The sequence below is a fragment of the Streptomyces sp. NPDC107581 genome (assembly GCF_055657175.1).
Window position 1 is genome coordinate 345,102 of the sequence record NZ_JBVKBH010000001.1, and the last position, 20,842, is coordinate 365,943.

A 20,842-nucleotide genomic window follows, 5' to 3' on the forward strand; every position below is an offset into this window, starting at 1 on the left:
TGTTGTTATTGTTGTTGTTGTTCCCGCCTCCGCCGTTGTTGTTGTTATTGTTGTTGTTCCCTCCTCCGCCGTTGTTGTTGTTGTTATTGTTGTTGTTGTTCCCGCCTCCGCCGTTGTTGTTGTTATTGTTGTTGTTGTTCCCGCCTCCGCCGTTGTTGTTGTTATTGTTGTTGTTCCCTCCTCCGCCGTTGTTGTTGTTGTTATTGTTGTTGTTCCCTCCTCCGCCGTTGTTGTTGTTATTGTTGTTGTTGTTCGCGCCCTTGCCCTTGTGACGGTTATTGTTGTTGTTATTGTTGTTGTTCCCGCCTCCGCCGTTGTTGTTGTTATTGTTGTTGTTGTTCCCGCCCCCGCCGTTGTTGTTGTTATTGTTGTTGTTGTTCCCGCCTCCGCCGTTGTTGTTGTTATTGTTGTTGTTGTTCGCCCCTCCGTTGTCATTCGGCGCCGTTGCGTGAGTTCCTGTGGGTGCTGGGGCTGCGAAGGCGGCAGAGGGCGCCAGCGCGCCTCCCGCGGCAAGAGCGGCCGATGCGGTCAGCACTGCGGTACGCTGTGCGATCTTGCTGAGCATGATGGTTCCTTCCGCTGCGTATGGATTCTCTCGATTCGCGGCCAATCGCTTACGGAACGCTCTCCGCAGAATGCGCCGCCAGGTCGGTTCCCGAGGGTTCGAGTTGATCCACGCGTTTGTCCCGATGGACCGACCAGGCCCGCCCTGGCACGTCCACCGCTTCGCCCTCCGGAATCTCGTGACTCGACAGACGACGGCAACCTGGTGTGTCCGGCACTTTTTGGCTGGATTCGCTGCCGGTCGTTTCGGAGGCGTGGGGTGAGCGACATGTACCGCACGGGCCTGCGTGAGCTTCGAACCGGGAGACCCGGGTTCTGGAACTCTTCGGCCAGCATGCCCTTCAGCGGCCGGGGACACATCGGGTGAACACCCCAAGTTCCGCCCCCGCCACACCCCACGTCCCACCCCGGTGCACCTCACATCCCACCGTGGCGCGCCCCACCGCATCCCACGACACCACCCCATCGGCCGACCTGCCTTGATCGGTCCGGATCTTTTGCGCGGCTCCGGCCGCGGAGGGAAACTGGCTGGTGATGGACCTGCTAGAGCGAGAGGCCGTACTCCGGGACCTCACCGGTCACCTGCAGGCGGCCGTGAGCGGCCCTGGACGACTGGCCCTTGTGCGCGGCGAAGCCGGCATCGGCAAGACCAGCGTCGTCCACCGCCTGGCGCAGCTGACCGATCCCGACATCCGGGTCCTGGTCGGTGCTTGCGACCCGCTGGCCTCCCCCCGCCCCCTGGGCCCTCTCATGGACTTGGCGCCGCGCCTGGGCCGGGCGGTACGCACTGCCCTGACCGAGGCGCTGGGCGGCGCCTGCCGTTCCGATGAGGTCTTCGACTGTCTGCTCGCCGACCTGAGCGCCTATCCCAGCCTGCTGGTCGTGGAGGACATCCACTGGGCCGATGAGGCCACGATGGACCTGCTGCGCTACCTGGCCCGGCGGCTGCCGAGCGTTCCGGCGCTGGTGGTGGCCACCCACCGCGACGACGAGATCGGCCGCACCCACCACTTGACCGCTCTGCTCGGCACCCTGGCCGGCTATCCGTGGGTCCACCGCCACGACCTGGCCCCTTTGAGCCTCCGGGCCGTGGCCCGGCTGGCCGCCGGACACGCTGTCGACGCCGAGCAGCTGTACCACGTCTCCGCAGGCAACCCGTTCATCGTCACCGAAATCCTGGCCTCCCCCGCCGAACCCATCCCGGCCACGGTGCGCGAGGCCGTCTCCGGCCGCCTGGCCGGCCTGTCGGCCGCGGCGCGCGTGGTCGTCGACGTGCTGGCCGTCCTGGGGCGCCGGGTTCCGCTGCCGCTGCTGGCCGGCGTCCTGCCGGCCCCGGAGGAAGCGCTCGATGAGGCCGTGGCCTGCGGAATTGTGCGTACCGACGGGCAAGAGACCGAGTTCCGCCATGAGTTGACCCGGCTGGCGGTGCTGGAGGCCGTCCCCGCCGCCTCCCGACTGCGGGTACACCGGCAGGTGCTGGCGGCGATGCGGTCCGGGCCGGTCGCCGCGGACGATCTGGCGCTGCTGGCCGATCATTCCGAGGGCGCCGGCGATCCGGACGCCGTACTGGAGTACGCGCCCGCGGCGGCCGCCCACGCTGCCGCGTCGGGCGCGCACCGGGAAGCAGCCGCCCAGTACGCCCGTGCCCTGCGGCACGCCGATCGCCTTCCGCGTGACCAGCAGACCTCCTTGCTGGAGGGCCATTCGCGGGCCTGCCTCCTGTCCGGCCGGCTCGATGAGGGCATCGCTTCCCGCCGTAGGGCGGTGCGGCTGCGCCGTGCGCTGGGCGACCGGCTGCGCGAGGGGGAGGACCTGCGCTGGCTGTCGTGCTGGCTGTGGCCGGCCGGGCGGACCGCCGAGGCCGCACAGACCGGTCTGGATGCGGTGCGGGTGCTCGAAGGGCTGGGGCCGAGCCGGGAGCTGGCACGGGCGTACCTGAACCTCTGTCAGCTGGCCTGCTACGAGCACGAGGGGGCGGCGGTGACCGCCGCCTACGCCGAGAGGGCGATCGCCCTGGGTGAGCGCTTCGGCGATGCGGGAGTGGTCGTCCAGGCGCGCTTCCATGCCGCGGTGGCCCGCACGCTGAGCGAAGGGGGCGGCTGGGCGGACTGCGACCGGGCGGTGTCCAGCGCGATGGCGCAGGATCTGCCGGTGGACGCGGGCTTCATGGCGCTCGTCATGTGCTGGTCCGCCGCGCTGCAGCACGATGCCGCCCGGACCACTGCGGCCGTGCGCCGGGCGGAGGGCTATTGCCTCGACCACGACCTGCTGTCCTACGTGCTGTGCACGAGGGCCTGGGGCAGCTGGGGACTGCTGAACCGGGGCCTGTGGACTCAGGCCGCCGATGCCGCGCAGAAGGTGCTGTGCCACCCCGGCTCACCACCGGTCGTCCGGGCCCTGGCCCTGACCGTCCAGGGCCTGGTGCGGGCCCGTCAGGGCAAGGCCCAGGTGTGGCCGCTGCTGGAGCAGGCGGCGAGCCTGGTCGACTCCAACTGCCTGCTGGACACGGGGCTGGGGTGGGAGGCGCGGGTCGAGGCGGCCTGGCTGGCCGGTGATCACGAGCTGGTCCAGGAGGAGGCCCGATGCGGTCTGGCCGCGCTGGCGGAGCGTACCCATCCCTGGCTGTCCGGGCCCCTGGCCTGCTGGATCCGCCGCGTGGGAGGAACACCCCCGCAGCTGCCTGCGGCCGGACCCTACGCGCTGGAGCTGGCCGGTGACTGGGCCGGCGCCGCGACACGATGGGACGAGCTCGGTTGCCCCTACGACGCCGCGCTGGCCCGCCTGGCCGGCGACGCACCCGCGCTGCACCAGGCTCTGGCCGCCTTCGAGACGCTCGGCACCCGGCCGGCCGCGGCGCGCACCCGCGCCGTGATGCGCGCCCGCGGTGTCCGCCCGATCCGGCGTGGGCCGCGGGCGTCCACCCGGGCCAATCCGTACGGGCTGACCAACCGGGAGCTGGACGTCCTGAAGCTGCTGAACGAGGGCCTGTCGGACGCCGAGATCGCCGCCCGCCTCTACATCACCCCCAAGACCGCCGGGCATCACGTGGGCGCGGTACTGACCAAACTCGGTGTCCACACCCGCCACGAAGCCGCCCGCAGACTCCACCCCTCCGGACGCTGAAGAACAGCACCGCAGCACCTCAGTCCCGCAGTCCCGCAGTCCCGAATTGAGGAAATCCACAGATGTCGACTCGCCTGCGGGGAAACGGACGGGAATCAGATCGGGCCGCTCGGCCGCATTTCCCGTATGGAGGCCGGGAGATCATCGGGCGGTCCCCGTCCCCGCCGTGCGACAATGGAACGCGTCGGTTCACTCGCAGCTTTCAGGGTGATGCAGATGCAGAAAGCAGCCTTGCGGAGTGTCGGTCCTGCGGCTGCGGCCGTCTGCTGCATGGTGCTCGGCGCATGGGGCGCGTCACCGATTGAAGCAGGTGCCCTGCCACGGAAAGCCCAGACCGCACCCGCGGCGGAGTCGGCACTTCGATGCTATGCGACACGCGGAAATCCGAACGGAATCGTGTGCTACCGCAATTCATGGAAGGCCGAATACAGACACGGCGCCATGGTCTATGTCCCCATCCTCATCCAGGTGCCCACGCCTTCGAATCCACCGTCCGTGACGGTCGTCGACAGCCTGAACGACATTCACCCGAGCCGACCGGAGTGAGACCGCCGGGACCGACGGCAGACCCGCGGCACCTGACGCGCCGCCCCGACGGCCGCGGAACTCCGACCACGAGACAGGCGCACATACACCGAGAGACAGACGCACATAACCGACTACGGCCGCCCGTCCCGCCCGTTCCGCCCGGAGGCTCTCAGGCGTCGAGAACCTGACCCGCCCGCTTCACGACAGGCGGTTCGACCGACCACGGGAAGTTGATCCAGTCATCCGTGCGCTTCCACACGTACTCGCACTTGACGAGCGAATGCGGCTTTTCGTAGATGACCGCGGAACGCACCTCGGCGACGTGGTCCAGGCAGAAGTCGTGCACCAGCTTGAGCGTCTTGCCCGTGTCGGCCACATCGTCCGCGATCAGAACTTTCTTGTTCGAGAAATCGATCGCATTGGGCACCGGGGCCAGCATGACGGGCATTTCGAGAGTCTGACCGACTCCCGTGTAGAACTCGACGTTCACGAGATGGATGTTCTTGCAGTCGAGGGCGTAGGCGAGCCCGCCGGCGACGAACACGCCGCCGCGCGCGATGCTGAGCACGATGTCGGGCTCGTACCCGTCGTCGGCGATGGTCTGCGCCAGTTCGCGGACGGCGACCCCGAACCGCTCGTAGGTCAGGTTCTCCCGTACGTCACTCATGTCGTCCTCGCCCTCACACCTGGGTCCGATGGAAGTTCTGGAAGGACCGCGATGCGGTCGGCCCGCGCTGCCCCTGGTACCGGGAGCCGTAGCGCTCGCTGCCGTACGGGAACTCGGCGGGCGAGCTGAGCCGGAACATGCACAGCTGACCGATCTTCATCCCCGGCCAGAGCTTGATCGGCAGGGTGGCGAGGTTGGACAGCTCAAGGGTCACGTGGCCGCTGAACCCCGGGTCGATGAACCCGGCGGTGGAGTGTGTGACGAGCCCGAGCCGCCCGAGCGAGCTCTTCCCCTCGAGTCGCGAGGCGAGGTCGTCGGGAAGCGAGATGACCTCGTACGTGCTCGCCAGCACGAACTCACCGGGGTGCAGGATGAACGGCTCGTCCCCCTCGGGCTCGACCAGTCTGGTCAGGTCGGCCTGCTCGATCGAGGGGTCGATGTGGGGGTACCGGTGGTTCTCGAACACCCGGAAGTACCGGTCCAGCCGGACGTCGATGCTCGACGGCTGCACCATGGAATGGTCGTAGGGATCGATCCGTACCCGCCCGGCGTCGATCTCGGCCCGGATGTCCTTGTCTGAGAGAAGCACGCCCCGAGGATACGCAAGGCGCGCGGAGCCGTGACAATCGTGACGACCCGCGCGCCTTTCGATCTTCCCGGTCCGGTCGGCCGTCCCGCCCGCTACCGCTTCTGCAGGGTGACCGGCACCACACTGCGGAGCCGGGCGCAGCGGGGGCACCTCACCAGCCGGCCGGGGCCGAGCCGCTCGGCCTGCTGCATCGGGAACGAAGCGCTGCTGAAGACATGCCCGTCCGCACAGCGAACGACGGTGCGTTGCATCAAATCCCTCAAGTCCCTTCCCCAAGAGCCGCGTCCGGCTTACTGCCCTGACGACAAAAGCCACATTACGGGATCAAAGAGACGACTCTCCAGGAGGCTCTCCGGCCCCACCCGGACCCTCTCCCACTCCCCCACGGTACGCCCCAACTCGGGCCCTCCGCAGGGGGATCCCATGCCTCCGCCACACCCCGCCCCGGTGATCCACACACGGGGTGTCTGCGATGAGGTACAGTGAGCGAGCGTTCGGACATCAACTCTCCAAGAGTCAATCTGTCCATATTACGCGGGTGTAGTTTAATGGTAGAACATCAGCTTCCCAAGCTGAGAGCGCGAGTTCGATTCTCGTCACCCGCTCCATGACAAAGGCCCAGGTCATCGACCCGGGCCTTTTTGCTGTCCATCGTGATCAGTCGTCGCGTGCCAGATTCGTGCCAGAAGGCTTCCCGGCGGACTTCTTGGCCCATGACGGCCTCGAGGAGGCGGTATGTCCTCGGTGTTGGCGCCGGGTGTCGGGGTGTGCCACGTTCAGGCGGTGCCGGGCGCCCGCGTGTCGCCGAGCAGTCTGTCCACGAGCAGTTCGGGGTAGCCGGTGGCCGGGAGGTCGATGCCGAAGATCGCCCGAAGGCAGAGCGGGCGCGATGAGCTGGTCCAGGATCCCCTCCAGGGGCGGAGGGGTCTCGCCGCGGGCCACCGCCCGTTCCCGGATGCTCTCGACGGAGGCGATCCGGCGCCGGAACTGCTGCGCGCGTTCCCCCTGCGCGGTGGCACCGCCGGGCATGGACAGGGCGACGGCGCGGATGAGGAGCCGGCCCGTGGTCGTGCCGACAAGTCGGCCGACAGAGGGAGAGGCTGTCACCACAGCTGTGCAGGCCCCGGGCAGGCGTTGGGCGAGGCAGCATCCCCAGCCCGAGTCCGGGACTCGCGGCTGTACGTTCCTGCCACTTGCTGCCACTTGCTGCCACTTGACGCCACTTGACGCCGATGTCATGCAGCAGGCGGAGGTGTGACAACCGGTGGGTTGAGGCGGGCGAAGCCTTCCTGGCGCTGGTAAGGGAAGTACGGGTAGGGCGCCGTCTTGCCACTCGCCGCATCGAGTTTCGCCATCTGGTCGGGCGTGAGCGTCCAACCGACGGCACCGAGGTTCTGGCGAAGCTGCTCCTCGTTGCGGGCACCGATGATCACGGAGGAGACGGTCGGTCGCTGCAGCAGCCAGTTGATGGCGATCTGCGGAATGGTCCTGCCGGTCTCCTGCACGATCTCGTCGAGGGCGTCGACCACGCGGTAGAGGTGTTCGTCCTCGACCGGCGGGCCGTAGTCCGCGGTGTGGTGCAGCCGGCTGTTGGCCGGGAGCGACTGGCCGCGGCGGACTTTGCCGGTGAGCCGCCCCCAGCCCAGCGGGCTCCAGACGAGGGCTCCGAGGCCCTGATCGAGCCCGAGGGGCATCAGCTCCCATTCGTAGTCACGGCCGACGAGTGAGTAGTAGACCTGATGTGCGACATAGCGCGGGTGGCCGTACCTCTCCGCACTCGCGAGGGACTTCATCGCCTGCCAGCCGGAGAAGTTGGAGATGCCGAGGTAGCGGACCTTCCCTGCTCGTACGAGATCGTCGAGTGTGCACAGGACTTCCTCGATCGGCACGCCGGCGTCGAAGGCGTGCAGCTGGAACAGGTCGATGTAGTCGGTACCGAGCCGGCGCAGGGCGTCCTCACACGCGGTGATCAGGCGCGAACGAGAGGAGCCCGCATCGCCCGGGCCGTCACCCATCGGCAGGCCGGTCTTGGTGGACACGATCACCTGGTCCCGGCGGCCTTTGATCGCTTCGCCCAGCACCTCCTCGGAGGCTCCGCCGGAATAGACGTCGGCGGTGTCGAACATCGTGATCCCGGCGTCGAGGCAGATGTCCACGAGACGGCGGGCCTCTCGCGCGTCGGTGTTGCCCCAGGCACCGAACAGCGGCCCTTGGCCGCCGAAGGTGCCGGCGCCGAAGCTCAGTGCAGGGACCTTGAGGCCGGATGCGCCCAGCCGCCTGTATTCCATGGCTGTTCCTCTCTCGTCATCTCTCGCCGCCCGGACTGGCTAATGGTCCTGGCGTTCCGTTAACGTGTTTCCCAACGTAGCAGATGCGGGTGATTAACGGAACGGGAGTCCCGTTATGGAATTTGAGAGTGCGGATCCGGGGACCGTCCGTCCCGGAGGGCGCACGGCGCGGGTGCGGGCGTCGGTGCTGCGAGCGGCTGGGGACGCCTTGGCGGAGCATGGCTTCGCCCACCTGGACCTCGCCGACATCGCGCGCCGTGCCGAGGTGGGCAAGACCACCGTGTACCGCCGCTGGGGAACAGTGACCGGCCTGGTGGCCGATTTGCTGCTGGACATGGCCGAACAGTCACTGCCGCGTACCGAGAGCGGCTCGCTGCTCGGTGATCTCAAGGCCAACGCCCGGCTCGTGCAGCGCACCTTGGCCGACCCGCGGCAAGGAGCGCTGTTCAAGGCGGTGATCGCCGCCGCCACCTGCGAGGCGAAGACAGCCGAGGCCCTGCACCGCTTCTACGACATCCGCGTCGAGGAATGGGCACCCTGCGTCCAACAGGCCATCGACCGGGGCGAGGTGCCCGAGGGCACCGATGTCCACGAGGTGATCCGTGCCGTCTCCGCCCCCCTCTACTACCGCCTGCTGACCAGCGGCGACCGCCTCGACGAAGCCGCCGCAGACCGGGCCGCCGAGGCCGCAGTGGCTGCAGCGCGTGCGGGGGCGTACCTGCGGGGCGACGAAGGTCGCGCGTGACCGGCTCGCCGCATCCGTCGCTGAGCGCGGGTCGCCGTGAGTGATCACCTGGCGCATGGTGACGCCAGGTCCCTCCGGCCTCTTCGGCGAGCCGGGCTGCGTTCTCGTCGTTGCAGCCGGGCATCGGGGCGATCACCGGGGCCGGACCAACCGGAGTCGACCTTGGAAACGAAGTAGGCATGCGGCCCGGAGGAGGGCAACATGGCTGCGTGAGCCAGGAGCAGGGCGCAGGCCGATTGATGGCGGCGCTCCGCGACGCCGAGTCGGAGTCATGGTCTTGCAGAGCTGCCGCAGGCAGGCAGCTGGCGGCGATTGCAGGCCGGGAAGATGTCACATCGGTCCTTGAACGGCTTCTGCTGGACCCTCACGACACTGCTGTCACGCAAGAAACGGCGGAGGCGCTGCTGCAACGACGGGATCTTCTTGGTCTGCGTATCGTTCTTGCGACGCTGTCACGGGCTGAGGCGTGGTGCACTGCCGACCAGCTCGACGGCGAGGTGTTCAACCATCAGAGCTGGATGATCGCCGATGGCCGGCGGGACGAGTTCGTGCAGCAACTCGAGGCACTTACAGCCGACGCGGACGCCGACGTCCGCGGGGAGGCTCTGCGGTTGCTCGGGAGCGACCCGGGAGTGGAGGACCGAGCGCCGTAGATCCGTGCCGTGAGCCACGCGGCGGCAGCGGTCGCCACCACCATCTGGGCCGCCGCGGTGGCCTGCTGCCGGGCCGCACCCGCCGGGGAACGGCTCTGTGTTTGTTGACCGCCGAGGCCCAGTCGAGGTTCACGCCCATGTCGGCGTACATCTTCGCGTAGCCGACGTAGCAGTTGAACTTCTCGACCTTGCCGTTGTGCAGGTACCAGAAGGGAATCCCCAGGTCGGTGACCTGGGGATTGTCTGTCGTCGAGTGCAAGGTGGGGGCGCCCGCTGTGCCACCGCCGCCGACGAGGCGGAACGGCCGCGGGCGCCGGGGCGGCTACCAGGAGAGGGCGTCCGCCGCGTTGTCCTGCCAGTAGGTGACGGTGGCCGTGCTGTTGAAGAAGACACCGCCGTCCGGCAGCTTCAGGGTCTTCTCCGTGTTGATCGCGTTGCCCTTCCTGTCGGCGAAGAACACGCCCAGGGTCTTCGTCTTGTAGCCCCCTTCGCCCTCGGGGGTGGACGTCGTGATGCCCGCGTACGCGGACTGGCCCGGCCCGAGCGTCACCACGGCCTGCGGCGTGGTCTCCTCGGCCCACGCCAGCGGGGCCTGGGCGTCGGCACCGGCCCTCAGGAAGGGGGCGATGTAGGCGTAGCAGGACTTGGTGCCGGTGTTGGTCGCCGTGAGCAGCAGGTGGTTGATCGGACGGTTCACCTTGGTGACGCTCAGCTTGGTGTTCGCCGTGGTGCAGGTGACCACCGAGGCCGCCTTCTTGGTGGCGGCGGAGGCGCTCTGCTCGGTGGCCTGGAAGCCGGCGAGCGCGACGGCGGCGACGACCAGGGAGGAGGCGGCCGCGCGGGAGGCGAAGCGAGTGGCGATACGCATGGGTGGACTGCTTTCTCTGAATATTAGGAAGAGGATCTTCCGCTTGCAGGGAGTGCCGGTCTGTCCTGCTCTTGGCCGTGCTGCGTGTGGTGTGCGCAGGCGCGCCGGATGTGCGGGCCGTGAACGCGGAGTTGAGCGAGGACGATCGCCATGTCCGGCGAGGCGTCGTGCCCGGCTGACGCAAGCCTGTGCCATGCGGCGCTCCATCCGCCATTCCCTTCGGGAGTTTCGGGATGCTGGAACGCGCGAACGGGCTCTGAACTGCGGAAACGCAGCCTTCCTGGGATGCCGGATGGGATGGAGGATGGGAGATGGAGGATGGGGTTCGACTCCGACTCCGACATCGGCTTCGACATCAACACCGGCTTCGACCTCGGCATCAACCTCGGCTTCGACCTCGGCACCGGCACCGGCACCGGCATGGACGGCCAGGAATTGAGTCCTCGTCCGGACGGACGACCCGTCGCACGGCTCAGGAGCACAAGGGCACAGGGACACAGGGACACAGGGGCACAGGGGCACAGGGGCACAGGGGCACAGGGGCACAGGGGCACAGGGGCACCGATGCCTGATGGGCGCGGCCACGGTTCCGGGACGGCAGGCCCTACTCTGATCCACGTGAGGCAGGCAGGCGCTGGGAAGGGTGATCGGCGATGACGCCCCTGAGCACCCGGGACCCGGAGTCCATAGGCGGGTACACCCTCCTCGGTCGGCTCGGGGCGGGCGGCATGGGAGTCGTCTATCTGGGAGTCTCCGCCTCGGGACGGCAGGTCGCGGTCAAGCTCGTGCACGAGCCGTATGCCCAGGAGGAGGAGTTCCGGACGCGCTTCCGGCAGGAGATCGCGGCGGCGCGCAGAGTGAGCGGTGCCTTCACCGCGCCCGTCGTGGACGCCGACCCGGACGCCGACCGGCCGTGGATGGCGACGCTCTACGTGCCGGGGCTCGACCTTGCCGAAGTCGTGGACAAGGACGGCCCGCTGAACCGGCGTGAACTGCGCGCGCTGGGGCTGGGGCTCACCGAGGCGCTGCGCGACATCCACCGGGCGGGCCTGGTGCACCGGGACCTCAAACCGCGCAACGTCCTGATGACCGAGGACGGGCCGCGCGTCATCGACTTCGGCATATCGCGCGCCTCCGACAACCAGAGCCTCACCACGACCGGACGGATGATCGGCACTCCGCCCTTCATGTCGCCGGAACAACTGGAAGCTCCCCGCGACGTCACCCCGGCCTCGGACGTGTTCTCACTGGGGTCACTGCTGGTGTTCGCGGCCGTCGGCACGGGACCGTTCGACGCCGGCAGCCCGTACATAACCGGCTATCAGGTGGTGCACGGAGCACCGGACCTCGGCGGAGTGCCCGAAGCGCTCCTGGGCATCGTCGAGCGCTGCCTGGACAAGGACCCGGCCGCACGGCCGGAACTGACGGACATACACCGCATGCTCCGGGCGCTGCCGGAATCCGACGCCACGGGGTCCCCGACGACCGGGCAGTCCGCGCGGCCCCCGCGCCGCCCCGCTTCTCGGAGCGCGGCCACCGCCTCCGCGGACGTCGAGACCGGCACCGGCATGAGCACCGGCACCGGCAAGCGACGCCGAACCCGGGTGCTGCTCACCGGCCTCGGCGCGCTGCTGGCCGTCACGGGGCTGTGTATCGGGGTGGGCGTCTACGCGTCCGGTTCGGGCACCACCACCGCCTCCGGCGCCACCGCCACGGACGCCGCCCGTGCCGCGTCACTGCCCGACGGCTGGCGGCCGTGGCAGACGAAGCTGCGGTACGACGTGAAGGGCGTCCCCCTCGACTACGACAGCCCCGGGTGCGTGGCGGAGGGAAGCGCCCTGTTCTGTGGCGGTACGGGCTTCACGGCCGCCAGGATCGACGCGGCCTCCGGCCGCACCCTGTGGCGGACCGGCACCCGCCCTCAGGGGGTGCAGCCGATCGGCGTTCGCGACGGGCTGGTCTACATGTACGAGGAACCGGACGACAGGACCAGACGCGTGGTGGCCCTCGACGCCGGTACCGGGCACCGGCGGTGGCAACGCGACATCAGCCTGTCCGAGGAGGCGGTCCTGTACGACGGCGGACTGCTGACCCTGTCTCCCGACAACTCGTCGTTCGTGGCCTACGGGCCTTCCGGCAAGAAGCTGTGGCGGGCGCCCTCGCTGGACGAGTACTGCACCCCGTCGGTGCTGGGCGGCGTCCCCCACGCCCTGTGCTCGGCGGGCACCGAGCCCGGCCAGGCCCCGGTCGAGCTGATGAAGCTCGGACCCGGCAGCCTGACCGAGACCGCCACACTGCCCAAGAAGGCGGAAGCGCTCGGCGCCGTCGGCGGGCAGCCCCTGTTCCTCGCCCCCCAGACCGCGAAGGACGTGTACGAGGCCGGGTACGAGCGGCCGTACAACGCGCTGCTGCGGGTGGCCTCGGAAACCGGTCAGGTCAGACGGATACCGCTGGCACATCCGCTGACCGGCGCGGCCACCCTTGTGGACGGCGTCGTCTATTTCGTCCGGTCGGACGGGACGGTCACCGCGGTGTCGGCGGACAGCGGCAGACAACTCTGGCAGAAGGTGACGGACGTGGAGAGCCTGTCCGCGCCCGCGGTGTCGGCGACGTACAAGCGGGTCTATTTCGCCAACCGCTTCGGCCGTCTGCTGGCACTGGACAGCCGCACCGGAGCGGAGGTCTGGCGCACCTCCGCACTGGCCGACGCCGGTGACAAGGCGCAGGACTATCCGCCGCGCGTGCTGCTCGTCAGGGACGCGATCGTGGCGATGGCCGGCTACACGGCCTTCTCCCGGAGCCCGGACGGACCCGCCTGACGGGCCGCGGCCGTTCGCCCGGGTCGCGTCCTCAGGCGGTCCGGCGTTCGAGGGAGCGCAGGCAGATCCGGGTCAGCGGAAGCAGTGCCCAGCACAGGGGCGCCCAGTGCGTGACGAGGGCGACGGGTATCGACATCAGGAACGTCACGATCATCGCGGTCACCCATCCCAGGGTGTCGGCGACAGCCTCGGGCGGGGTGTGGGCGCGCAGCATCCCGGACCTGCGCAGGTCCGAGAAGGCCAGCCTGAAGAACAGCCCCGTCAGTGCCTGACCGGCCGCGTACACGATGAACTGGACCTGAAAGGCATCGGCCTCGCTGGTCAGCAGCTTTGTCGTGAACGGTGCGAGGACGATCATGAGCAGCCACAGCAGGTTCCATCGGATGACGCCGCCCGCCAGTCCGGTCGCGTAGCGGAAGAGGCGTTGATGGATCATCCAGTGCATGGCGATGGCCGAGAAGCTGACCAGAAAGGCCATGTATTCCGTCAGGTGGTCGCGCAGGAAGTGCAGCACACCGGTGTTGCCGTGGACGTTCCCGGTGGGGACCGGCAATTCCAGGGCCAGCAGGGTGATGGCGATGGCCACCACCGCGTCCGAGAAGTAGATCAGCCGCTCCGGACTGACCAACTCGCTCTCGTCGGCCCGCTCCCGCGTCCCTGCGGTGCTCCGCACCGTGGTCCCGGCCATGTTGTTGCTTCCTTCCATCAATGTCGAACCGGCATGTGGCGAACGGCCGGAGCCGGCCCTGTCGAACCGTCATGTGGCGGTCGACCGGAGCCGGCCGGATGCCGAACCGGCATGTGGCGATCGGCCGGAGCCGACCCGTCGATGTCATCGACCCGGGCCGGCCGGCGCGGCGGCCACGGTGCGGGAGTGGTCATGCCATGGCTCGTCCGGAGCCGGCCTTGGCCCGCTCGGCGTAGCGGCCGCAGAGGACGAACGGGACGACGAACGCCAGGATCTGGACGGTGACCAGCGGCAGGGCCTCGGCGTGGTCGTAGTGGACGATGGCGGCGCAGGCGAGCGCCGCGATGGTGAACGCGGTTGCCCAGATGGCGGTCAGGACCATGTTGACCCTGATGAACCGGGGGGCGTGCCAGAACTCAGGGGGCACCTGGGCCCGGGCGAAGGACGAGGTGAAGGGGCGCCGTACGGCGAGGGAGGTCAGGGCCGTGACCGCCAGGGTGCCGTTCGCCAGGGCGCAGATCCAGTGCTGCAGTGACGAGGCCGGGTCCGCTGTCGCGATGGCGGCCATGGCCACGAAGAACGCACAGGTGGCGGCGCCCAGCAGATCGATGCTGCGGGCGCGGAGCTGCCCGGCGAGCAGGAACAGAGCGGCCAGGGCAGCGGCGCATGTGCCCAGCCGCCAGTCGACCGGGCTCAGGGCCGCGTAACACAGCCAGGGCGCGAAACCGCGGACGTAGTTCACCGAAGACCTCCCCACTTGTGTCCAATGTTGGACGGTCCAAGTATGACCGGTCGACCATGCATCGTCCAGCCATGACGGGTGAAACCCGGAACGGTAGGGTGAGGCCATGAGCCTGCCCCACGCCCTTCTCGGGCTCCTCGCCGAGAAGCCCGCCAGCGGATACGACCTGCTCAAGCGCTTCGAGACCGGCCTGGACGCCGTGTGGCCGGCCCAGAAGAGCCAGGTCTACGGCGAGTTGGCCAAGCTCAGCGAGAGAGGTCTGATCGAGGTCACCGGGACAGGCGCCCGCCAGCGCCGCGAATACGGCATCACCGAGGCCGGACGCACGGAACTGCGGCGCTGGCTCACCGAGCCCGACCTCGACCTCGCGTTCCGAAGCGCCGCCCTGCTCCGCATCTTCTTCCTGTGGACCCTCACCCGGGACGAAGGCACCGCGTACCTCGAGAAGTTCGCCGACCAGAACCGCGACCGCTTCGCCATGCTGGAAGCCATCCGCGACAACGCCGAATGGATCGGCGACCCCGTCCAGGTCTGCGGCTGGCTCATCCTCGAATACGGTCTCCGGGGCTCCCGGACCGCCGAGCAATGGGCGCACTGGGCCGCCGAGCAGCTCACCGAGCATCTGTAGGCCACCGCACCCGACCGGCAAAGGTGTTGTCACTCCTCATCAAGAACGCGACGGAGCCACATCCCCGGCCGAGCGGGCGAGTTCGAGTCGCGTCACCCGCTCCACGCTGAAGGCCCAGGTCAGAGACCTGGGCCTTGTTGTTCTACGGGGACCCCTGAGCCGGATCCCTGCCACAAGAGGCCTCGGTAGCCCTGCCGGCCGGTGCTGATCCTCGCCCCGACGACCGTGTTGTACGAACCGCATTGCAGTCGGACGGCCGGGGTGGTGGTCGGGTCAGGTGCGCAGGTGGTGGGAGGCGGCGAGGCGGGAGGACAGCCATGTCGCCTCTGCGCGGTGGATGATCGGGCCGGCGACTGTGATCATCCCGTCCATCGGACCGTCGAGCCGAATCGCGTGGTCGTCGAGCCCTGTCAGCGCCCATGGCGACCATCCTCCGCATGCTGTCCTCGCTGCGCTGCCGAGCTTCGTCGTCGTAGTAGTTCTCCAGGATCTCGAGGAACAACTCGCCTCCGGCATAGGCGGCAAAGCGCCGGAAGCGCTGGGCGAGTGCGAAGTCACCGTGGAGGACGGACTCTTGAGCCACGTCCTCCAGGGGCCTGCCCTTGCCTTACGTCCCACCGAGGCCGCACATGACGTGCAGCACCGCGTCGACGCGCTCCCGGACGCGCGCATGCTCGGTGAGGTCCCGCGCCGTCCGGACCATTTGCCAGAGCGTGAAGCCGGACCGAAATGTCGTCACGCGGGCACCCTGGGGCCGGGCACTGACAACCACGCCTGGCGAAAGTACGGGTTGGTTGATGCCGCCCCGCCCTTGGCGCAAGAGTGGCATGCCTGGTTCAGGAACGCCGCCACGTCCGCGGGTCGGTGGTCGTCTGGTCGCCCGTGGCGAGGTCCTTGACCTCGTGTGCCCGGCCTTCGGAGAACGGTGGGAACCACACGAACGGGATGCCCTTGCGGGAGGCGTACCGGATCTGCTTCGCCACCTTGTCCGCCTGGTGGTACAGCTCGACGTTCAGGCCCCGCCCCCGCAGCGTGGCGGCCACTTCGGCGGCGGCGGTGCGCTGTTCGTCCCCCGGCAGCACCACCAGCACGTCGCTCGGGGACGACGGCCCCGCGGCCACCAGGCCCTCCGCGAGCAGCTTGGCGAAGATACGGGTCAGGCCGATCGACATGCCGATGCCGGGCAGGTTCCTGCGGATGTAGGAACCGGCCAGGTTCTCGTACCGGCCACCGGAGCAGATGCTGCCGTAGTGCGGCCAGTCCTTGAACTTCCCCTCGTAGACGGTACCCGTGTAGTAGTCCAGACCCCGGGCGATGGACAGGTCCGCCACCACGCTGCCCTCGGGAAGGTCGCGCAGCGCGTCCATCACGAAGGCCAGTTCGTCCAGTCCCTCGGTGAGCAGTTCGGAGCGCACTCCGGTGGCCCGAACGGCGTCCACCACGGAGGCGTGCGTGGCACGCACGGAGGCGAGTTCCAGAAAGGCGCCCACCTGACGGTTCGTCAGGCCGTCCTTGGAGGAGAGCAGTTCGCCGACCCCGGTGGCACCGATCTTGTCCATCTTGTCGACCGTGCGGATTACCTCCAGCGGATCGTCGATGCCGAGCCCCTGGTAAAAGCCCTGCAGGACCTTCCGGTTGTTGATGTTGAGAGTCCACTCCGGCAGGCCGAGTCCGGTCATCACGTCATGGATGACGCGCGGGAGCTCCGCATCGAAGTGCAGCGGCACGTGGTCGACGTTGATGACGTCGATGTCGCACTGGGTGAACTCCCTGAAGCGCCCCTCCTGGGCCCGCTCCCCGCGCCACACCCGCTGGATCTGGTACCGCTTGAACGGGAACACCAGATCGTTGAAGTGCTGCGCCACATAGCGGGCGAACGGCACGGTCAGATCGAAGTGCAGGCCCAGCCGGGAGTCCGAGGAGTCCTCCGCGTCCTCCTGGAGCCGCCGCAGCGCGTAGACCTCCTGCGACGTCTCGCCCTTCGCCATCAGCACGTCGAGGGACTCGACCGAGGGCGTCTCGACGGAGCAGAAGCCGTACCGCTCGAATCCGGCTCGGACCACGTCGAGCCAATGCTGCTCGACGAGCCGCACCTCGGGGAGCCATTCGGGGAAGCCGCTGATTGCCGCCGGGCGCACCATCTGCTGATCGGTCATGCGTGCCGCTTTCCTTGATGCGGGATACGGGATACGGGGGCGGGGACGTGACGGCTGCCGCCGGATCCGCGGTGCTCACCATCCCGCCGACGTGCACGTCCGTCGCATGGAACCGGATCATCGTACGTGGCCGCCTCGCCCGGCGGGGCGGCGTGCGGCCGTACATCACGGCGAGCAGGCCCCGTTGGCGATCCGGCGAAGGGCAACATGTTCATTCCGGTCGAGGGGCGGCCGGTGTGCGGAGGCACCCGGGAATGATTGTCTGGCCCCGGCAATCACACCCCGACCCGGCCCGGCCGGCAGGAGGACCCCGCAGCCATGAGCAGCCCCTACGCGTACGAATACAAGGTCGTCACCTTCCGGGAGTCGCTGATCGGCGACGCACTGGACAGCGACAAACTGGAGAAGGTCCTGAACAAGCATGCCGAGGACGGCTGGGGCCTGAAGGCCATCACCTCCGCCGACGTCAAGGGCCGCATAGGTCCCGGGGCCGTCGAGGGACTGCTGCTGACCTTCGAGCGTCCGCGCGCCTGACCGGACCGCCGTGGCCGGTCCCCCCGGAGACGCGGGGACCACCGTGGCCGGTCCCCCGGAGACGCGCCGGACCCAGCGGCGCTTCACTCCGGGCGGTTCATCCGCGTATGCCCCATGCGTCCATGCGTCCATGCGTCCGTGCGTCCGTGCGTCCGTGCGTCCGTGCGTCCGTGCGTCCGTGCGTCCGTGCGTCCGTGCGGGCAGTGGGCAGCGGGCAGGCCCTCTTCGGTCCGTCCCTGGGCGGGCCGAAGGGGCTTACCGCATACAGCCGTTGCGTGCTTTCGGCAGCCGGGAGCGCGGTGGACCGGTGACTCGGACGGTCAGGCCGGTGATGCGGGCGGTCACGCCGGCGACTTGGACGGTCAGGCCGGTGATGCGGGCGGTCACGCCGGTGACTCGGACGGTCACGCCTGAGACGTGGCCTCCGCGGCCGCACGGGCCGGCTCCTGTACGACGCGGCGGCGCCTGACCGGCACGAGTGTCGGGTTGGCGACGCCCCAGGCCGCGCCTTTGCAGATCAGCTCCTTGTAGACGGCGGCGAACCGTCCCGTCAGGGCCGCCCGGACGGCGCGGTCGTCGGCGGTGACGTACTGGATCAGGCCTTCCCTGCGGCCCAGCGAGATGCACTGGTTGAAGTAGCGCAGCGGCACGTTCGGGAGCTTCCCGCCGGTCAGCCGCGCCGCGATGGCGTCGGCGGCCTGCCAGGCCATGGGCGTGCCCGAGGCGCAGGACATCCGCAGCGGGCGGTCCCCGGCGCCCATCGCCATGGCCGCGTCGCCGACGGCGTACACGTCCGGGTGGGAGACCGAGCGCATGGTCCCGTCGACCACGATCCGGCCCGTCTCGGTGACGTCCAGGGCCGTGGCCCGCGCGATCGGATGGACGGCGAAGCCCGTGGTCCACACGGTGACCGCGGCCGGGACGGACCTGCCGTCGGCGATGGTGACCCGGTCGGCCCGCACGCCGGTGACGGCCGCGTGCTCGTGCACGGTGATGCCGAGCGCGCCGAAGACCTTCCGCAGGTGCCGGCGGCCCTTGGGCGAGAGCCAGTCGCCGAGGCCGCCGCGGGCGGCGAGGGCCACGTCGAGGTCCGGGCGGGCCTCGGCGATCTCGGTGGCGGCCTCCACTCCGGTGAGGCCGCCGCCCACCACGAGCACGGTCCGGCCGGCGCCCAGGCCGGCCAGGCGCTCGCGCAGCCGGAGCGCTCCGGGGCGTCCGGTGATCTCGTGGGCGTGCTCGGCGGTGCCGGGGACGCCCTGGTCGTTCCAGCCGCTGCCGAGGGCGTACACCAGGGTGTCGTACGCCAGTTCCCCGGCGCCTCCGGCGTCGGTGACGGCGACGGTCCTGCGGTCGACGTCGACGCCGGTGACCTTCGCCGGCCTCAGTTCGACGCCGGTGCCCGCGAACATCTCGCTCAGGGGCCGGGGCCTGAGGTCCTGGCCGGTGGCGAGCTGGTGCATCCGGACGCGCTCGACGAAGTCGGGCTCGGCGTTGACGAGGGTGATGGCGACGTCCTCGCGGCGCAGCCGCTTGGCGAGGCGCCCGGCGGCGATGGCTCCGGCGTACCCGGCCCCGAGGACGACGATGCGGTGCTGCATGTCCCGACTCCTGTCTTCAGCGGATTCGCCCCTTGAACCGGGCGGCCCGCCGTTTCCTGACAGGTACGGGTTGTGAAGCAGCTCACATCGGGGTCAGAAGGCCCTGAGCGCGGGTTCGCCGTGGGCGGCGGACGCCCATCGCCGGGTGGCGCGTTCGAGCTTGTCGGGGTTGACCTGGTTGCGGAACGCGGCGATGCCCTCGGCGGTGATCTCCAGGCACATGACGCCGATGACCCGGCCGTCGACGACCGCCACGACGGCGGGGCCGCCGTTGGCGGTCGTGACGTGGAGCTCGGGCGAGCCGCCGACCAGGGCGCGCTTGGCCTTGCCGGGTTTGAACAGACCCCGCATGAACGTCGCGACGGCGAGGGCGCCTTCGAACGCCTTGGCGCGGGCCGGGACCTTCCCGCCGCCGTCGCCGATCGCGAAGGCGTCCTGGGTGAGCAGCCGCACGAGCGGCTCGGTCCGGCCGCTGGTGGCGGCCGCGAGGAACTCGTCGACGATCCGCCGGACGGCGGCCTCGTCGATCTCGGTGCGGGTCCTGCCGTCCGCGACATGCTTCTTGGCGCGGTGGAAGATCTGCTGGCTGGCGGCCTCGGTGAGGTCGAGGATCTCGGCGATCTCCCGGTGCGGGTAGTCGAAGGCCTCCCGCAGCACGTACACCGCCCGCTCGTTCGGGGAGAGGCGCTCCAGCACGGCGAGGACCGCGTACGAGACCGATTCGCGCTGTTCGGCGGTGTCGGCGGGGCCGAGCATCGGGTCCCCGGCGAGCAGCGGCTCGGGGAGCCATTGGCCCACATAGGTCTCGCGCCGCGCGCGGGCCGAGGTGAGCTGGTTGAGGCACAGGTTGGTGAGAACCTTCGTCAGCCATGCCTCGGGGACCTCGATATGGCCGACGTCGGCGGCCTGCCAGCGCAGGAACGTCTCCTGCACGGCGTCCTCGGCCTCGCCCGCGGAGCCGAGAAGGCGGTAGGCGATGGCCTCCAGGCGGGGCCTGGACGCCTCGAACCGGTCCACGTCGCTCATGGTCAGGGCCATGGCCCTGGATCCTAGCCCTCGCGCTGCGCACCGGACAGGTCGTGCCCCGGTCACCGGCGCCCGCGGCGCAGCAGAACTGTCACGGCCAGTACACATCTGCGTCTCCGCCGGGGTTAGGGTTATGGCACCGGACAGAGGGGGCCGATCCTTCGGAACACGGGTGCCGCGCCCGCCCGGGTCCCTCGCCGCGCTCCCGGAACGAAGGTGCCATGCCCGCCGAGAACCCCCCTGTCGCCGGCCATCTCGACGATGACGACTACCCCGCGTACACCATGGGGCGGGCCGCCGACGTTCTCGGTACCACCCCGGCGTTCCTCCGCGCCGTCGGTGAGGCCGGGCTGATCACTCCGCTGCGCTCGGAGGGCGGCCACCGGCGCTACTCCCGCCGACAGTTGCGCGTCGCCGCCCGCGCCCGCGGACTCGTCGACCAGGGCACCCCCATCGAGGCCGCGTGCCGCATCATCACCCTGGAGGACCAGCTCGACGACGCCCTGCGCCGCAACGAGGAGATGCGACGGAAGCTGGACGACCACGGCTGAATATCTAGTGCCGCCGATGCAGAAATTCACGCCGCGGCGGCGCGAGCGCCTCTCTGTGATCAAACGCATGGGGTT

19 protein-coding genes and 1 tRNA gene are annotated in these 20,842 nt (G+C 69.3%); 8 read left to right on the forward strand and 12 right to left on the reverse strand.

Features of this window, described 5'->3' with window-relative positions; genetic code table 11:
• Positions 1 to 565 (reverse strand): hypothetical protein (locus tag ACZ7P3_RS01600; protein ID WP_472078345.1); only part of this gene is annotated, 565 nt, incomplete at its 3' end.
• 533 nt (positions 566 to 1,098) lie between these two features.
• Here ACZ7P3_RS01600 and ACZ7P3_RS01605 point away from each other — a divergent pair.
• Positions 1,099 to 3,687: an ATP-binding protein gene (locus ACZ7P3_RS01605; protein ID WP_472078346.1), complete on the forward strand. Its 2,589-nt coding sequence runs from the start codon at positions 1,099 to 1,101 to the stop codon at positions 3,685 to 3,687.
• A gap of 697 nt (positions 3,688 to 4,384) precedes the next feature.
• Here the strand turns inward: ACZ7P3_RS01605 and ACZ7P3_RS01610 are convergent.
• Complete coding sequence (locus ACZ7P3_RS01610; protein ID WP_472078347.1) at positions 4,385 to 4,882, reverse strand: phosphoribosyltransferase; 498 nt, start codon at positions 4,880 to 4,882, stop codon at positions 4,385 to 4,387.
• Between the two features lie 13 nt (positions 4,883 to 4,895).
• Positions 4,896 to 5,471, reverse strand: a complete 576-nt coding sequence (gene dcd, locus ACZ7P3_RS01615; RefSeq protein WP_472078348.1) for a dCTP deaminase — start codon at positions 5,469 to 5,471, stop codon at positions 4,896 to 4,898.
• Positions 5,472 to 6,005: 534 nt separating this feature from the next.
• On the opposite strand from dcd, the gene ACZ7P3_RS01620 reads away from it, so the two are divergent.
• Positions 6,006 to 6,079: transfer RNA gene (locus ACZ7P3_RS01620), tRNA-Gly, on the forward strand.
• Positions 6,080 to 6,706: 627 nt separating this feature from the next.
• Here ACZ7P3_RS01620 and ACZ7P3_RS01625 read toward each other — a convergent pair.
• Positions 6,707 to 7,759, reverse strand: coding sequence for an aldo/keto reductase (locus tag ACZ7P3_RS01625; RefSeq protein WP_472078349.1), 1,053 nt, complete (start codon positions 7,757 to 7,759; stop codon positions 6,707 to 6,709).
• A gap of 115 nt (positions 7,760 to 7,874) precedes the next feature.
• Here ACZ7P3_RS01625 and ACZ7P3_RS01630 point away from each other — a divergent pair, with 115 nt between their 5' ends.
• Both ACZ7P3_RS01630 and ACZ7P3_RS01635 read left to right on the forward strand, forming a co-directional pair.
• Positions 7,875 to 8,504: a TetR/AcrR family transcriptional regulator gene (locus ACZ7P3_RS01630; RefSeq protein WP_472078350.1), complete on the forward strand. Its 630-nt coding sequence runs from the start codon at positions 7,875 to 7,877 to the stop codon at positions 8,502 to 8,504.
• 209 nt (positions 8,505 to 8,713) lie between these two features.
• Positions 8,714 to 9,157, forward strand: coding sequence for a hypothetical protein (locus ACZ7P3_RS01635; RefSeq protein ID WP_472078351.1), 444 nt, complete (start codon positions 8,714 to 8,716; stop codon positions 9,155 to 9,157).
• 322 nt (positions 9,158 to 9,479) lie between these two features.
• On the opposite strand, the gene ACZ7P3_RS01640 is transcribed toward ACZ7P3_RS01635, so the two are convergent.
• A complete protein-coding gene (locus tag ACZ7P3_RS01640) occupies positions 9,480 to 10,025 on the reverse strand; it encodes a DUF4232 domain-containing protein (protein WP_472078352.1) in 546 nt (181 codons plus the stop codon).
• 653 nt (positions 10,026 to 10,678) lie between these two features.
• On the opposite strand from ACZ7P3_RS01640, the gene ACZ7P3_RS01645 reads away from it, so the two are divergent.
• Complete coding sequence (locus ACZ7P3_RS01645; protein ID WP_472078353.1) at positions 10,679 to 12,844, forward strand: protein kinase domain-containing protein; 2,166 nt, start codon at positions 10,679 to 10,681, stop codon at positions 12,842 to 12,844.
• Positions 12,845 to 12,875: 31 nt separating this feature from the next.
• On the opposite strand, the gene ACZ7P3_RS01650 is transcribed toward ACZ7P3_RS01645, so the two are convergent.
• Together ACZ7P3_RS01650 and ACZ7P3_RS01655 are read right to left on the reverse strand one after the other, a co-directional pair.
• The gene (locus tag ACZ7P3_RS01650) at positions 12,876 to 13,532 is read right to left on the reverse strand and encodes a TMEM175 family protein (RefSeq protein WP_472078354.1); all 657 of its coding nucleotides are present in this window, start codon (positions 13,530 to 13,532) and stop codon (positions 12,876 to 12,878) included.
• 190 nt (positions 13,533 to 13,722) lie between these two features.
• Positions 13,723 to 14,274 carry a DUF3159 domain-containing protein gene (locus ACZ7P3_RS01655; RefSeq protein ID WP_472078355.1) on the reverse strand — a complete coding sequence of 184 codons (552 nt, stop codon included), beginning with the start codon at positions 14,272 to 14,274 and terminating at the stop codon, positions 13,723 to 13,725.
• A 106-nt stretch (positions 14,275 to 14,380) separates the two neighbouring features.
• Here ACZ7P3_RS01655 and ACZ7P3_RS01660 point away from each other — a divergent pair, with 106 nt between their 5' ends.
• Positions 14,381 to 14,902, forward strand: coding sequence for a PadR family transcriptional regulator (locus ACZ7P3_RS01660; protein WP_472078356.1), 522 nt, complete (start codon positions 14,381 to 14,383; stop codon positions 14,900 to 14,902).
• 607 nt (positions 14,903 to 15,509) lie between these two features.
• Here ACZ7P3_RS01660 and ACZ7P3_RS01665 read toward each other — a convergent pair.
• Positions 15,510 to 15,641 (reverse strand): hypothetical protein, encoded by a 132-nt coding sequence (locus ACZ7P3_RS01665; RefSeq protein WP_472078357.1) that lies wholly within the window; start codon positions 15,639 to 15,641, stop codon positions 15,510 to 15,512.
• Between the two features lie 97 nt (positions 15,642 to 15,738).
• Entirely contained in the window at positions 15,739 to 17,058 is a 1,320-nt protein-coding gene (gene hisS / locus ACZ7P3_RS01670) for a histidine--tRNA ligase (RefSeq protein WP_472078358.1), read from the reverse strand.
• 318 nt (positions 17,059 to 17,376) lie between these two features.
• Here hisS and ACZ7P3_RS01675 point away from each other — a divergent pair, with 318 nt between their 5' ends.
• Positions 17,377 to 17,592, forward strand: a complete 216-nt coding sequence (locus ACZ7P3_RS01675) for a DUF4177 domain-containing protein (protein ID WP_472078359.1) — start codon at positions 17,377 to 17,379, stop codon at positions 17,590 to 17,592.
• Between the two features lie 255 nt (positions 17,593 to 17,847).
• On the opposite strand, the gene ACZ7P3_RS01680 is transcribed toward ACZ7P3_RS01675, so the two are convergent.
• The 3 genes from ACZ7P3_RS01680 to sigJ form a co-directional block, all read right to left on the reverse strand.
• Positions 17,848 to 18,000 (reverse strand): hypothetical protein, encoded by a 153-nt coding sequence (locus ACZ7P3_RS01680; RefSeq protein ID WP_472078360.1) that lies wholly within the window; start codon positions 17,998 to 18,000, stop codon positions 17,848 to 17,850.
• Entirely contained in the window at positions 17,997 to 19,190 is a 1,194-nt protein-coding gene (locus ACZ7P3_RS01685; RefSeq protein ID WP_472078361.1) for an NAD(P)/FAD-dependent oxidoreductase, read from the reverse strand. Before ACZ7P3_RS01685 ends, ACZ7P3_RS01680 begins: the two co-directional genes overlap by 4 nt.
• Before the next feature lie 93 nt (positions 19,191 to 19,283).
• Positions 19,284 to 20,228: an RNA polymerase sigma factor SigJ gene (sigJ, locus tag ACZ7P3_RS01690; protein WP_472078362.1), complete on the reverse strand. Its 945-nt coding sequence runs from the start codon at positions 20,226 to 20,228 to the stop codon at positions 19,284 to 19,286.
• 209 nt (positions 20,229 to 20,437) lie between these two features.
• Between sigJ and ACZ7P3_RS01695 the strand changes: the two genes are divergently transcribed.
• On the forward strand, positions 20,438 to 20,767 hold the full coding sequence (locus ACZ7P3_RS01695) for a MerR family transcriptional regulator (protein WP_472078363.1): 330 nt from the start codon (positions 20,438 to 20,440) through the stop codon (positions 20,765 to 20,767).
• Positions 20,768 to 20,842: the final 75 nt, after the last annotated feature.